Source organism: Evansella clarkii (assembly GCF_002019695.1).
Classification (GTDB): domain Bacteria; phylum Bacillota; class Bacilli; order Bacillales; family Salisediminibacteriaceae; genus Evansella; species Evansella clarkii.
On the sequence record NZ_KV917376.1, the window covers coordinates 1,230,554 to 1,244,880 of the forward strand.

Below are 14,327 nucleotides of genomic sequence, written 5' to 3' on the forward strand. Positions count from 1 at the left end.
TCGAGAAAGGGACCTTTATTTTCGAGAATAGAACGGCTGATTTCGAGAATAGGCAGCTATATCGCTAATGGTAGTCCTTCTTTCAATAATCGGCAGCCTTTTTTTCAGAGTGCTCCTGCGCTCTTCGATGCTCGTCGCAGGTCAAGAGTGCTCCTGCAGGCTTTTTACTTCCACGTCATAATGCTTCCCAGGCTCATCCAAAGGGAATACCCTTGCCTTTTCATAATTTTCATCCACCTGCTCAATAAATACTTTTTCTCCTTTGTAGGTCACATCTATCATATCCGGAGAATCGAGGATTTCAACCACACGATTTTTATCCATAGCATATCCCTCCATGGGTTAATTTTTCCTGTATAGGTTTTGTCCCCGGATTAACATTTATACATATATTTACTGCACATCAGGAGGATTAAAACGTTTCAACTGCGGTATAAAGCGGGTACGGGAACTATATACTTGGCAGAGGGGTGAAGAATAATGGCAACAGTTATGGCAGGTCTTCAAGTATTGCCGAACGGCAAAGACATGGATACAGACGGAATCCTTCCTCATGTTGTGAAGGTCATTAAAGATTCAGGACTCAAATATGAGGTAGGCCCGATGGAAACGGTTGTTGAAGGTTCGATGGAAGATGTCATGGAGCTTGTTACAAAGCTTCAGGGTGAAACAGCAAACCAGGACGGAATTGAAGAGGTCATCACTAACATTAAACTTCATTACCGTCCTGACGGAGTGTCAATGGAGGATAAGAAAACTAATTTAAACTAAAACGAGCGAATCGGAGGCGGGTGTACTTATGCCCGCCTTCTTTTTTATTTTTGCTATAATAGTCATAATAAATTTTAGTTAGGTGGTTATAGTTATGCCTGATGATAAGCTTAATGGAAAAGAAATAAAATTGATTGCCCTGGATATGGATGGAACGTTACTGAATAACGAGCACGAAATATCCGAGGAGAACAGGAAAGCGATTTTCGAAGCAGAAGAAAAAGGTGTCACAGTTGTATTGAGTACAGGCAGGACGCTTGCAACATGCAGGGACTACGCCCAGGCACTTGGGCTATCGTCTTACCTTGTTACTTCTAATGGCAGCGAGATCTATAATGAATCAGGGGAAATAGTGGAGAGGAATCTTCTTGAGACAGAATACATACAAATGATGGTGGAGCTGACGGAAAAGCATCCGACAAAATTCTGGGCAGCGGCCGTGGAGGACGTTTTTCTCAATAAAATGCCTGAAAATATATCTGACTACAATTGGATTAAATTTGGTTTTGACGTAGAGGACGACCGTGTAAGAGAAGAGATATATAATGTGCTGTCACAAAAAGGTTCACTGGAAATAAGTAATTCCAGTCCTACAAATCTTGAAATTAATGCACTCGGTATCAATAAGGCAAAAGCACTCAAAAGAGTGTGTGAACTGCTGGGAATATCTATGGAAAATGTCATTGCAATGGGCGACAGTCTTAATGATATTGCTATGATCGAAGAAGCTGGCATCGGAGTGGCAATGGGAAACGCCCAGGAAATGGTAAAAAAGACCGCGGATTATGTAACAGGGACAAACCTGGAGGACGGAGTAGCAAAGGCTATCAGGAAGTTTGTGCTTTAAAAAGCTATAGCCGAATATCCCAGTGTAAGGACCTTTCTATATAGAGAGGTTCTTTTTTTCTGATTGTATTGATAATAAGTTTTGTGTGTGCATATGGGTGGCTTGTTTGTGCAAATGACCCATAAGTTGTGCGAACGACAGTTCAACTCGTGCGAAAGCCCGTCCACCTTGTGCAAACACCCCATCGACCCGTCCTACGTCTAAAAAACTGAATATTAAGTATATTATTAGCTAAAGAATTCCCTTCGTTTTATAATAAAGATGAATACACCATCATATTTCTATTACAACAGCCTCGGAAAAGAACCTGCTCTTCACGCAGAGAAAATTGCAAGGAGGTTGGGAACCATGGGGAAAACAAAGCATCAGGGGCCGGTAAGACTGCCGAAAAGCCCTGCTCCGAAGCATTGGGTAAGCTGGGTCCCCTTTGGCATTGGCAAAGTTAAACCAAAACATATCAGGGACACGGCAAAGGTAGTGTGGGAAAACAAAGACAGTCTTCCATATGCCACAAGAATTTTAACGCAGGGAGTGTGTGACGGATGCGCTCTCGGAGTAGGAGGATTAAAGGATCAGACGTTAACCGGGCCTCACGTATGTACTACGCGCCTGAACGTTCTCCGTCTGAATACGATGCCGGCAATTAAGAAAGAAATACTTTTTCAGGATATTGATGATCTGAGAAAAATGGACAGTTCTGAGTTGAGAAACTTAGGAAGAATACCATATCCTTTGTCCAGAGAACCGGGAGATAAGAAGTTTAAAAGAATTAGCTGGGACGAAGCCCTCGACCGGGCGGCAAAAAAAATTAAAAGCATTGACCCCAGGCAGCTTGCTTTCTTTTTAACAGCAAGAGGCATTACAAATGAATCTTATTATGCAGCGGGGAAGGTTGCCAGGTTTTTAGGCACCAATAATATTGATAACGCATCTAGAATCTGCCACTCTCCCAGTAAAACCGCGTTGAAGCGCTCGCTGGGGATCGGGGCTTCCAGCTGCAGCTATATGGACTGGATCGGAACAGACGTCTTGATTTTCTGGGGCTCAGTTGCCGCTAATAACCAGCCTGTTTCCACAAAATATATGTACGCAGCTAAGAGAAAAGGAACGAAAATTATTGTTATTAACCCATACTATGAGCCATCGATGGATAAGTACTGGATTCCGTCAGTTCCTGAAAGCGCTTTATTTGGCACGAAGCTGGCCGATGATGTGTACCAGGTGAATATTGGCGGCGATATTGCCTTTATGAACGGGATAATGAAGCACTGGTTTGAGATGGAAAAAAAACAGCCAGGCTCCGCAATCGACCGTGATTTTATAAACAGCCATACGAGAGGATTTACTGAATTAAAAAAGCATGTGGCAGATCAGGATTGGTCTGTTCTTGAGAAATCCTCAGGTATAACGAAAGAGAGAATGTATGAATTTGCAAAGCTGCTTGCCAGGTCAAAAAGCGGTGTTTTTGTCTGGTCTATGGGCCTGACACAGCACCGTTTCGGAACAGATAATATCTCGCAAGTAGCAAACCTTGCAATGCTCCGTGGTTTTATCGGCAGGGAGAAATGCGGGGTTATGCCTATACGGGGCCATTCAGGAGTACAAGGCTCCGGAGAAATGGGCGCTGATCCTTTTGTGCTTCCAGGAGGGGAGTTTGATAATGAAAACAGGAAACGAATAGAAGAGATCTGGAAGTTTAAAATACCTGACTGGCAGGGGGATATTATAGGCGTTTCTCTCGAGAATGCCTTACTGCCGGATGACCATGAGCGTAAGTTAAAAGTTCTGTATACTTCCGGAGGGAATTTCCTTGAAACGATGCCTGACCCTGGCTTTGTAAAACAATGTCTGGAAAATACAGATGTAAGAATTCATCAGGATATTATATTAAATACTTCCACCCTCCTTGATGCGAAGGAGCAGGTTATTGTCCTGCCTGCGATGACAAGATATGAACAGCCTGGGGGAGGCACCTCTACTTCAACAGAAAGAATGGTCTATTTTTCTCCGGAAATCAAAGGACCGCGAATTGAAGAAGCAAGGGCTGAATGGGAGATTTATATTGAACTTGCAAAAAGGGTAAAACCTCATAAAGCAGAACTGGTTGATTATAATTCTGCAGAGGAGATTCGTGAAGAAATTGCGAAGGCAAACCCTAATTATGAAGGCATCCAGCATTTAAAGAAAAAGGGTGATGTTTTTCAGTGGGGAGGTGCCTGGCTCTGCGAAGGAGGCATTTGCCCGACAGAGGACGGAAGAGGCAGCCTTCTTCCAATTAGACTTCCGGAAGTTCGTAAGCCTGAAGGTCATTTTTATCTCACAACGAGACGTGGAAAACAATTTAATTCAATGATTTACGGAAAACAGGACCCTAATAATAATGCGGACCGATTCGATGTGCTTATTCACCGGGCTGATGCAAAAGAGCTGGGAATTGCTGAAGGTGAAGCAATCGTTGTGTATAACAGATACGGGGTTTTTCACGGACGTGCAAAATACGACAGAACAAGGAGAGGGAATATTGCCGTGTACTGGCCGGAAGGAAATGTGCTGATGGAAAAAAAAGTATATGAGCGTTATGCCGGTATGCCTGAATATAATACAGCTGTCATTGTTGAAAAAGCAGAGACTTACCATGCTCATAAAGACACAAAATATGTGGAACGAAGGGTTGAAGAACTGGAAACTGAGATTAGCTGAATAACATGGCATTTTGTATCGCCTTAAAGGAGAGTGTCATGGAAGACTCAGTGATGAAGAATCCTGCTATAAGACAACATTCAGTAAAGAAGTTTCATAATAATAGCTTCGCTCAGACTATAGATCCTGTTGCTGCTGAAGTTCCTTTAACTATTTATGTGAATGGAGCAGAGTTTGCCACATTGCTGTGCACGCCTTCTTTTCTGGAGGAGCTTGTTACCGGGTTCCTTGCTTCGGAAGGGCTTATTCGATCCTGTGAAGATATAAAGTCCCTGTCGATTGATGAATCAAAAGGTTTTGCATATGTGGAGCTCCATATTAAGCTGACAATCGACCCAGCGGCTTTTTCCAAGCGGGTTATTGGTTCATGCTGCGGGAAAAGCAGACAATTTTATTTCCGCCAGGATGTGAAAACAGCAAAAACAACTAATCACAAAATTTCATTATCTGCTGAAAAATGCATCGTGCTTATGGAAAGGATGCAGCAGGAATCAGGAGATTTTCAGCTTACAGGAGGACTTCATAACGGAGCCCTCTGTACTGCGGATGAACTTCTGATTAGCCGTTCTGATATTGGCAGGCATAACGCCCTGGATAAAATATTCGGCCACTGTCTTATTAATCGTATTCCTGTTAAAAATAAAGTGATTGTTTTCAGTGGTCGAATATCTTCAGAAGTTCTGCTGAAAGTATCAAAAATAGGCATTGCTGTTCTTCTGTCAAAGTCGGCGCCCACCTCTCTTGGAATCGATCTGGCGGAAGACCTTGGAATAACTACGGCCGGATTTGTACGGGAAGGCCGAATGAATGTCTACAGCAGGCCGGAAAGAATCCTGCATGGGTAACTGCCGTCTTTACTGCCCATCCTGGTGAATTTCTTTTACTCTCCCAACCTGGCCGTCTTCAAGACGTACTTTAATACCGTGAGGGTGCTGACTTGAGTTAGTTAAAATATCTTTTACGATTCCTTCTGTTAATTTTCCTGTCCGCTGATCTTTTTTCAAAACTATGCTGACAGCCTGGCCTGGTGCCAGGTTTTTTCTGTATTGTCCGTTCATTCTTTGTTTCTCCTTTCTCTATAACTGTCACCTTTAAGACTGTTCCCTGAATGCCCTATGCCTATGCTTTTAAAGTGTCCGGCTAAATAGTTGGAAAAATCAATATATTATATTGTTTTTTCATTACATTAAAGATAGATTAGTTTATATACATACTGTTGTAAATAAATATTAACTGCGGAGGGGAGTTTATGGCTGATGTAATCGTGCAGGGGGAAAGATGGTTTCCTTCTGACAATCATTTCTCCAGAGAGCTGAAACAACATTGGGGAGACTGGTATTGCGACTCGGAGATCGGAAAACTAAGAGATGTAATCATGAGAAGGCCAGGGCCGGAAATTGACATGGTAAATGAGCACAATTATGAAGAGTTTCGCTGGAGAGCCGAGATGGATGTATATAAAGCCCGGGAGCAGCATGATAAACTGGCCGATATCTACCGGCAAAACGGTGTGAATGTTCATTATGTGGAGCGGCAGCGGGAAGACAGGCCGAATGCCATGTTTATGCGTGACCAGGTGCTGATGACACCGGAGGGGGCGATCGTCTGCAGAAATGGCATTTCCGCCAGGCGTGGTGAGGAACGGTTTACGGCTGAGAAACTTGCAAAACTTGGTGTGCCGATTGTGAGAACAATTAACGGCAGCGGCTGGTTTGATGGTGCTTGTGCAATGTGGATCGACAGGGAGACAGTAATACTGGGGACAGGTGCCAGGGCGAATAAATCCGGTGCGGAACAAGTAGAATTTGAGCTTCGCAACATGGGAGTCAAATATATTATTCCTTTTGAAATCCCGTACGGACATGCCCATCTGGATGGGCTGATTAATATTGCTGACAGGAAAACAGCTTTGCTTTTTCCATGGCAGGTTCCTTATGAGGTAGTTAAAGCACTTCTTGAAAGGGAGTTTACTATTGTGGAAGCAACCGATCTGGAAGAGATAAAGTGGCAGCTTTGTACAAACTTCGTTGCCCTAAAGCCTGGAAAAGTGGTGATGCCAGCTGGCTGTCCGGATACGAGATACAAACTTGAAAATGCGGGAGTCGAAGTCATTGAAGCAAACATGAGCGAGCTGTTAAAGGGCTGGGGTGCTATGCACTGTATGACAGCCTTTTTGAAGCGTGACCCGGTGTAGAATCACATCCCGGGATGTCGCGACAAATTAAAAAGAACGACAGCAGCTTTTTTAAAGAAGAAAGTACAGACGGAAACATAAAAAGGAGAGGTAAACATGACAGCCAACACAAGAGTAAAGGTTCAGGGAGAACGATGGTTTCCATCAGAGCAGTCATTTTCAGACGAAATAAAAGATTTATGGGGCGACTGGTACTGCGACTCGGAAGTGGGCAAGCTTCATGCCGTGCTTATGCACCGGCCGGGAGCTGAAATTGAAGGAATTACGGAAGAAAATTATGCGGACTATCGCTTCAGAGCCCCTATAAATGCAGAAAGGGCGCGGTATCAGCAGGACGCCCTGGCGGATGTATACCGGGAACATGGAGTAAAAGTCCACTACGTACAGGGACAGAGGACGGACAAGCCAAACGCTATGTTTATGCGCGACCTGGTGTTTATGACACCAGAAGGAGCGATCGTCTGCCGTCCGGCAATTCCGGCAAGGCGGGGAGAAGAAAAAGCTGTCGCGGCTACACTTGCGTCCCTTGGTGTTCCTATTATAAAAACAATTAACGGTGATGGTTATTTTGAAGGGGCAAGTGCTATGTGGGTGGACAGGGAGACTGTCGTGATAGGAACGGGAAGCAGAACAAATGAATCCGGTGCGGCCCAGGTAGAGGCAGAACTGCGAAACATCGGGGTAAAAAATATAATCAGAACACAAATACCGTACGGATCGATACATCTTGACGGATATATGAATATGGTGGACCGGAAGAAGCTGGTTATTTTTCCATGGCATGTAACTTATGACTGTGCAAAACAGCTGCTGGATGCAGGCGTGGAATTAATTGAGCTGACCAATATTGAAGAACTGAAGCAGGGGATGGCTATGAACTTTGTGGCTCTTGAGCCTGGTAAAATTGTTACACCAGCTGGCTGTCCGGAGACGAAGGCGCTTCTGGAAGACCATGGAACCGAAGTGATAGAAGTGGAAATGGACGAAATAATGAACGGCTGGGGAGCGGTTCACTGCATGACCGCCTTCTTGAAGCGTGATCCAGTGAAATTATAAGTCTCTGATTACTTAATATTTTTTGGAGTGGGCTGTCTCTTCCTCTTCCGGAGCGTACCTAAGCTCCTTTTCTGATCCAAATTCTTTTTTCTTTGGTGAAATATAGTTTTGTCACAGCCTGTTTTTTGTGAAGAGATGACTTTTTATCAGGAATATTGGACAGGCTTGTTGATAGAAATGGAAAATTGCCATATAAATTACTTTGACTTTTCCAGTCAAATAACCGATGATAAGGTTACTTAAATTAAGAAAGACAGGAGGTGAATACAGATGTTTTTTGAAATTTGGAATGATATTGTTCCTATATTGTTTTCCCTTAGTTTTTATGTAGCATTTATAACAGCGCACATTATAAATGGCATTGTTGTGGATTACGCAGTCCAGCATAAAAGCTGGGTGAAAGATTCCTCTGTTTCCATAAAGCTTAAATCAGCGGCAGACCGGCTGATTACAGACAATCTGGAGGAACAGCAAAGTTTTATTACGAGGATTACTAAACGTAAAGAAGCCCCGGAAGATGATGCAGATTACCAAGCCTTCTCATTAAACAGCATGAGCTTTTTAATACGAGGAGGAAAATTAAAACTATGGAAAACAAATCTGTATTCACTTTCTTTAAGAAATATGGCTTATTAATTCTGGCAGGAAGTTTACTACTCATACTGTCAGGCTGCGGAGCGACAAATGAACCTATTGATGAGAACACGGCAGGATTTTTCAACCACTACGTCGTGTACCCATTCTCCTTTTCTATTAAGTTTTTCGCCGTGCTCTTCGACGGCAGTTACGGCTGGTCCCTTGTTCTCATGACTCTGCTTATCCGCATCGGGCTGCTTCCTCTGATGCTGAAGCAGTATAAAAACCAGATTACTATGCGGGAAAAAATGAGTGTGATTCAGCCGGAAATGAAGGAAATTCAGGCGAAGTATAAAGATAAAAAAGACCAGCAGTCACAGCAGAAGATGCAGCAGGAAATGATGCAGCTCTACCAGAAGCATAATTTTAACCCGCTGACATCTATGGGCTGCCTGCCTATGCTCGTGCAGCTTCCTATACTTATGGGATTCTACTGGGCTATTATGCGGACACCGGAAATAGCGGAACAGTCATTTCTCTGGTTTAACTTAGGGGAAAGAGACTTAATCTTACCGATTCTCGCTGCTGCCGTCTATTATATTCAATTTAAAGTAAGCCAGCAGGGTATGCCGGTACAGCCGGGCCAGGAAAATATGATGAAGATAATGGGGCTGTTAACCCCTGCCATGATGGGATTCTTTTCCTTCTCAATGGCAGCTGCTCTTCCGTTGTACTGGACGGTGGGCGGACTTTTCCTTATCTTCCAGACATACCTGTCCAAAATGATTTATAAACAGCCGCAGCCAGCTCTGAATACGACTGTGGAGAAAAGCTGATATCACTAAAAAACAGACAGGCATTCATTAGTTGAATGCCTGTCTTTTACATTGAAAAAAGCCTGCACCCCCGTTTAAACGAGAGTGCAGGCTTTTAAAATTATCTGTTATCTATATTCTCCGGGTAAAGATCGTGATTCATCATGCGATGCTCCGCCATCTTTTCGTACTTCGTTCCTGGTTTACCATAGTTTACGTATGGGTCAATGGAAATCCCGCCTCTTGGTGTAAATTTGCCCCAGACTTCAATATAACGGGGGTCCATTAGCTTTACAAGGTCGTTAAGAATAATGTTCATGCAGTCCTCATGAAAATCACCATGGTTACGGAAACTGAAGAAATACAGTTTCAATGACTTACTTTCCACCATTTTTTCATCAGGAATATAGCTGATGTAAATGGTAGCGAAGTCAGGCTGCCCTGTTTTTGGGCAAAGGCTTGTAAACTCCGGGAAATTAAATTTTACAAAGTAATCCCGGTACTGGTGGCGATTTTCGAAAGCTTCTAAAATAGATGGATCATATTCCATCTTATATTCTGTATTGTTATTACCTAAAAGGGTAACTTCTTCACTGCGGTCATGATTACGAGACATGGGATGCAGCCTCCTTATTACTGTAATTTCCTTTATTTCCTCTCAGCCATTTTACAGTCAGGTAAATGAATGGCGTATCAGCGAGGGCAAGCGCAAGCTTCACGACATACTGAGTACCAATCATGACGAAAATTGCTGACAGCGGCATTGTGCCGTAAAAAGCGATAAATACAAAAACAATCGAGTCTACCATCTGGCTTGCCAGTGTACTGCCGTTATTTCGCAGCCATAAGTGTTTTCCGTTCGTCATCTTTTTGAGCTTATGGAAAAGGCTCACATCAAGCAGCTGGGATACACTGTACGCTACTAATGAGGCAGCAACCATCCTTGGCACTGCACCGAGGATTGCTTCAAATTCTTCCTGCATTCCCCAGAACCCTGCTGGCGGAAGTGTGATCGCCAGATAGAAAAAGCCGATCATCATAACATTTGTCAAAAGACCAGTGAGGACTACTCTTTTCGCAGTCGCTTTTCCGTAAACTTCAGAAATTGCGTCTGTTATTAAAAAAGTGATGGGATAAGTGATTATGCCTGCTGTTAAAACAATGGTGCCAATGCTAAACAGCTTTGCGGAGATGATATTCGACACTAACAGTGCAGTGAAGAAAATTCCCGCAAGCAAAATCAGCTTATGCTGCTTATCCGCATCAAAGCCAACCTTATTCTCCATATTAAAATCATCTCCTAGTTTTGATTTTTAGAGCGGAGGATGGTTGCGAACTCCGCTAACTAATCTACTTTAACACAAACATTGGGTCTTTGTAAGGGGTTAAATCTGGCAATCAGTACCGGGTTATATAGATAAATGTGTATAAATGGGTAGGGAAATTTAGGGAGGGAAAATGCCACTTCGCAATAAGGCGTTTCGATATAGCAACAAGAGTGGTCAAAATCGCAAGAAGAGTGCCCAGTTTCGCAACAAGGGTGGTCAATATCGCAACAAGCACCCTGATTTCATAAGGGAAACCATCCTTTTCGCAGGTTGCCAGGCCGATATCCCAGGTGGAAGACGACTTCGCAGGTTGGAGGCGTGATTTCGCAAGTAAGCCCCTTAATTTCGCAGATAAAACCCTCATTTCCGCAATCAGAATCCCTCATTTTCAAATCATCTTATTGGATAAGATGATATGTGCAGCAAAATTAAGTTTCCTTTTATATTTTTTTCAATAAAAGGCAGACTAAGGATAAAAAAGGGGACCTCAACTTGAATTTATTTAACCACGATAAAGCCCATAAAATGCGGGTTCGTGACATAGCAGGCTATATGATTACTTACCCGGATGTAAAGAAGACGTCAAAGAACCTCCTCGGCTTAACCTTTAACACTTACCAGGTGAATCTTGATTCTTATTCAATGAAGCTGGAAACAAAAGGGGCGAATGACGACTATATTCTGGAATTGCACCTTTTACAGAATGGTTCAGAAGTTTTTTCTTACAAAGCATATGAAGACGGGCAGTCAGAAAAGGACAAATATCCTTTGCCGGAAGAGACGTATATGCATCTGACGCATGATTTGCAGCCGTAGCCGCAGACTCTTCAGTGTTAAATCGTTATACGCTGGCACCAGCTATTTTCAGCGGCAAAAGCAGACCTGCAATCCTGTGGTCTGCTTTTACCATGTTTACAGGACGGCATCAGCTTTCTGTCCTTGGCTTTCCAGGGTCACAGTCAGGGGGAGAGAGTTCTGTCGTTTCAGCGAGCTTCATTAAATAATAGCATTCTTCCCTTGCCATATGGTCGGCCATAAGAGGTGACAGCACACCAAGTATTTCTTTATTCAGCTCCATTTCTTCCAGCTCTCTGAGAAAAGCTTTAAAAACGGTCATTTCCAGTTCAATATTTTTGTGGAAACGGGCCAAAGCGGGGAAGCGGCTGATGTTCGAGCGTAAGTATCCAGCAAGTTCCACTGCTTTTAAATAAAACTCTTCCCAGTCATCTTTAAATTGCTGCCCTTTATGCCGTAAGTCGTACTCTGTCCTGTCCAGGTTATCGGCAATAGCACCGGCATGGCCTGCAGCGTCAAGTAGCCAGAGCAGGTCATGATGCAGCGGATGAACGTCCGGGGGAATTTCTCCTTTAACCAAAAAGGACAATACTCTAAGCGCCTCATCGAGTTCGTTTACCATATGGCTGAGAAAGGATGGAGGAAGGGTAATTTTAATTTTTCCCACCAGGTGCTCCCTGAGGATGGAAAGCTTTAATTTTCTAAGCTCAAGGCCAGCTTCTTCGGTATTAACGAGCATGTCATTAAGCGCATTTTTTCCCGCTGTACCTTCAATCTTACTTACTTTTCCCAAAAGAGAATCAAATGTATGAATGAACTTATCCGCCTGCCGTACATAAGAAGTTTCAGCGGGAGAAAGAGAGTCATGGATAAATCTCGCATGATCTCCAAGCACCTGAATCCAGAATCTGAGTTCAAACAGCGCCTCTCTCTCGAAAACCTTTGGCATATTCATCCCCCCAGTGAGTTTTCATAGCAACAACAGAACATGCATTAATAAGCTAATGTAACCACTAAACAAATATATGCCCGAAAAGACCGGATTAGAAAGGATTTAAAGGAATGGACCCTGAATATTAAACCAATAATGGGAATACGTGCGCAATATGTGTAAAACATGATAAAATAACTAAAGCCTCAGAACTTTAAACAATTAGTCTAATGAAATAACTGTTATAGAGAAAAAACAGAGCTGTTTTCTAATAAGCCATGAGAAAGGTTGAAATATATGAGTGAGAAAGTAAACACTTCGTCCAACTTCATAAAAAACATTGTAAAAGAGGACCTCGCCTCAGGAACTCATAATGAAATTATCACCCGATTTCCGCCGGAGCCAAACGGATACCTGCATATTGGACATGCTAAATCCATTGTGCTGAATTTTGAACTGGCTGATGAATTCGGCGGCAGGACTAATCTTCGCTTTGATGATACGAACCCACTGAAGGAAGACAGAGAATTTGTAGAATCGATTAAAGAAGATATTGAATGGCTTGGTTATGAATGGGACGGGCTCCATTTTGCTTCCGATTATTTTGAGGAAATGTATGACCGTGCTGTCCTGCTTATTAAAAAAGGGCTTGCTTATGTAGAAGACTTATCACAGGAAGAAATCCGCGCCTACCGTGGAACCCTTACAGAGCCAGGGAAAGAAAGCCCGTCCCGGAGCCGTTCTGTGGAAGAAAATCTGGATCTGTTCGAGAGAATGAGAGCAGGGGAATTCAAGGACGGAGAAAAAGTTCTCCGGGCAAAAATAGATATGTCTTCACCGAATATAAATCTCCGTGACCCTGTATTGTATCGGATTTCACATACAAGACACCATAACACAGGAGATAAGTGGTGTATCTACCCAATGTATTCTTATGCACATCCTCTTGAGGATGCGATTGAGGGAGTAACACACTCGATTTGTACGCTGGAGTTTGAAGATCAGCGTCCACTTTATAATTGGGTAGTGGAAAAGTGTGAAATGGAAGCGACTCCTAAGCAGATTGAATTTGCGAGACTGAACTTAACCAATACCGTTATGAGCAAAAGAAAGCTAAAGCAGCTTGTCGACGAGAATTATGCCGATGGCTGGGATGACCCGCGCATGCCGACAATTTCCGGGCTGCGCCGACGCGGTTACACCGCAGAGGCTATTAAGCAGTTTTGCCGGGAAATAGGGGTGGCGAAATCGGATAACACGGTAGATGTGAGAATGCTGGAGCACTTTATCCGGGAAGATTTGAAAATGAAGGCACCACGTACTATGTCCGTGCTTCATCCGTTAAAAGTGGTCATTACCAATTATCCGGAAGGGGAAGTGGAGTGGCTTGACGCCGAAGTTAATCCTGAAAACCCTGAGATGGGCATGAGGAAAATTCCATTCTCCAGAGAGATTTACATTGAACAAAGCGATTTCATGGAAAACCCGCCTAAGAAGTATTTCAGGCTTTTCCCAGGAAATGAAGTCCGCCTTAAGCATGCTTACTTTATTAAGTGTAATGAAGTGATTAAAGACGAGGACGGAAATGTTATCGAACTTCATTGTACGTATGATCCTGAAACGAAAAGCGGGTCGGGATTTACCGGAAGAAAAGTAAAAGGTACGCTTCACTTTGTGGAAGCGAGCCAGGCTAAGGAAGCAGAATTCCGTCTTTATAACCCGCTTATTCTGGATGAAAAAGAAGGAAACGACTTCATGGATCAAGTAAATGCGGATTCTCTGGAAATCACTCGTGGATATGTGGAGCCGAACATGAGTGAAGCAGGACCCCATGATAAATTCCAATTCTTCCGCCATGGGTACTTTAATGTAGATCCTAAGTACACTTCAGAAGATAAACTGGTTTTCAACCGGATAGTAGAGCTTAAAAGCTCTTTTAAGCTATAGGAAAAAAATAAAGGGCTGGCTCCTGTTAAAACAGAAGCCAGCCCCTTTATATTAACGGGCATTTATATACCCTTTTTTAACGGCTATACCGCCAGGTGAATTAAGAGTTTCGGCTTGAATTACGGCCGCCTTTTTGGCCAATATCTTCAAAATGGTCTTTACCATACTTACGCTTCACTTTTTCTCCGCCTTTTTGGCCGATTTCCTCAAAGTGGTCCTGGCCATACTTACGGCTCACCTTCTCGCCGCCTTTGCGTCCTGCTTCTTCACGACTCATTTTACCGTTATTGTTGTTAGTTGCCATTTGTATCGCCTCCTCATAAATGTATATCTGTTAATCAATCACTCTATTATTTTCCGGAAGCCC

Annotated in this window: 16 protein-coding genes; 10 read left to right on the top strand and 6 right to left on the bottom strand. The window is 43.2% G+C overall.

The features are described from left to right. Positions 1–141 precede the first annotated feature (141 nt). On the bottom strand, positions 142–324 hold the full coding sequence (locus tag BK582_RS05820; RefSeq protein ID WP_078593403.1) for an H-type small acid-soluble spore protein: 183 nt from the start codon (positions 322–324) through the stop codon (positions 142–144). 156 nt (positions 325–480) lie between these two features. On the opposite strand from BK582_RS05820, the gene BK582_RS05825 reads away from it, so the two are divergent. The 4 genes from BK582_RS05825 (at position 481) to fdhD (ending at position 5,163) form a co-directional block, all read left to right on the top strand. Continuing rightward, positions 481–771: a thiamine-binding protein gene (locus BK582_RS05825; RefSeq protein WP_078593404.1), complete on the top strand. Its 291-nt coding sequence runs from the start codon at positions 481–483 to the stop codon at positions 769–771. A gap of 94 nt (positions 772–865) precedes the next feature. Continuing rightward, a complete protein-coding gene (locus BK582_RS05830; protein ID WP_078593405.1) occupies positions 866–1,618 on the top strand; it encodes a Cof-type HAD-IIB family hydrolase in 753 nt (250 codons plus the stop codon). A 348-nt stretch (positions 1,619–1,966) separates the two neighbouring features. Continuing rightward, on the top strand, positions 1,967–4,318 hold the full coding sequence (locus BK582_RS05835) for an FdhF/YdeP family oxidoreductase (protein WP_078593406.1): 2,352 nt from the start codon (positions 1,967–1,969) through the stop codon (positions 4,316–4,318). Between the two features lie 38 nt (positions 4,319–4,356). Next, a complete protein-coding gene (fdhD, locus tag BK582_RS05840; RefSeq protein WP_244895347.1) occupies positions 4,357–5,163 on the top strand; it encodes a formate dehydrogenase accessory sulfurtransferase FdhD in 807 nt (268 codons plus the stop codon). 9 nt (positions 5,164–5,172) lie between these two features. Here the strand turns inward: fdhD and BK582_RS05845 are convergent, their stop codons facing one another. Further along, positions 5,173–5,376 carry a YwbE family protein gene (locus tag BK582_RS05845; RefSeq protein ID WP_078593407.1) on the bottom strand — a complete coding sequence of 68 codons (204 nt, stop codon included), beginning with the start codon at positions 5,374–5,376 and terminating at the stop codon, positions 5,173–5,175. Positions 5,377–5,567: 191 nt separating this feature from the next. Between BK582_RS05845 and BK582_RS05850 the strand changes: the two genes are divergently transcribed. The 4 genes from BK582_RS05850 (at position 5,568) to yidC (ending at position 8,980) form a co-directional block, all read left to right on the top strand. Continuing rightward, positions 5,568–6,512, top strand: coding sequence for a dimethylarginine dimethylaminohydrolase family protein (locus tag BK582_RS05850; RefSeq protein WP_078593408.1), 945 nt, complete (start codon positions 5,568–5,570; stop codon positions 6,510–6,512). 96 nt (positions 6,513–6,608) lie between these two features. Then, positions 6,609–7,568, top strand: coding sequence for a dimethylarginine dimethylaminohydrolase family protein (locus BK582_RS05855; RefSeq protein ID WP_078593409.1), 960 nt, complete (start codon positions 6,609–6,611; stop codon positions 7,566–7,568). Between the two features lie 270 nt (positions 7,569–7,838). Next, entirely contained in the window at positions 7,839–8,204 is a 366-nt protein-coding gene (locus BK582_RS05860; protein ID WP_078593410.1) for a hypothetical protein, read from the top strand. After that, positions 8,156–8,980 (top strand): membrane protein insertase YidC, encoded by an 825-nt coding sequence (yidC, locus tag BK582_RS05865; RefSeq protein WP_078593411.1) that lies wholly within the window; start codon positions 8,156–8,158, stop codon positions 8,978–8,980. The genes BK582_RS05860 and yidC overlap by 49 nt, the downstream gene beginning before the upstream one ends. A 100-nt stretch (positions 8,981–9,080) precedes the next feature. On the opposite strand, the gene queF is transcribed toward yidC, so the two are convergent. Then, positions 9,081–9,575 (bottom strand): preQ(1) synthase, encoded by a 495-nt coding sequence (queF, locus tag BK582_RS05870; protein WP_078593412.1) that lies wholly within the window; start codon positions 9,573–9,575, stop codon positions 9,081–9,083. Then, positions 9,565–10,245 carry a queuosine precursor transporter gene (locus BK582_RS05875; RefSeq protein ID WP_078593413.1) on the bottom strand — a complete coding sequence of 227 codons (681 nt, stop codon included), beginning with the start codon at positions 10,243–10,245 and terminating at the stop codon, positions 9,565–9,567. The genes queF and BK582_RS05875 overlap by 11 nt, the downstream gene beginning before the upstream one ends. Before the next feature lie 534 nt (positions 10,246–10,779). Between BK582_RS05875 and BK582_RS05885 the strand changes: the two genes are divergently transcribed. Then, positions 10,780–11,103: a hypothetical protein gene (locus BK582_RS05885; protein ID WP_078593415.1), complete on the top strand. Its 324-nt coding sequence runs from the start codon at positions 10,780–10,782 to the stop codon at positions 11,101–11,103. A gap of 109 nt (positions 11,104–11,212) precedes the next feature. On the opposite strand, the gene BK582_RS05890 is transcribed toward BK582_RS05885, so the two are convergent. After that, a complete protein-coding gene (locus BK582_RS05890) occupies positions 11,213–12,031 on the bottom strand; it encodes a DUF2935 domain-containing protein (protein ID WP_078593416.1) in 819 nt (272 codons plus the stop codon). A 279-nt stretch (positions 12,032–12,310) separates the two neighbouring features. Between BK582_RS05890 and BK582_RS05895 the strand changes: the two genes are divergently transcribed. Further along, positions 12,311–13,960 carry a glutamine--tRNA ligase/YqeY domain fusion protein gene (locus BK582_RS05895; protein WP_078593417.1) on the top strand — a complete coding sequence of 550 codons (1,650 nt, stop codon included), beginning with the start codon at positions 12,311–12,313 and terminating at the stop codon, positions 13,958–13,960. 100 nt (positions 13,961–14,060) lie between these two features. Here BK582_RS05895 and BK582_RS05900 read toward each other — a convergent pair whose 3' ends face one another. Continuing rightward, positions 14,061–14,264 carry a stress-induced protein, KGG, repeat-containing protein gene (locus tag BK582_RS05900; protein ID WP_078593418.1) on the bottom strand — a complete coding sequence of 68 codons (204 nt, stop codon included), beginning with the start codon at positions 14,262–14,264 and terminating at the stop codon, positions 14,061–14,063. Positions 14,265–14,327: the final 63 nt, after the last annotated feature.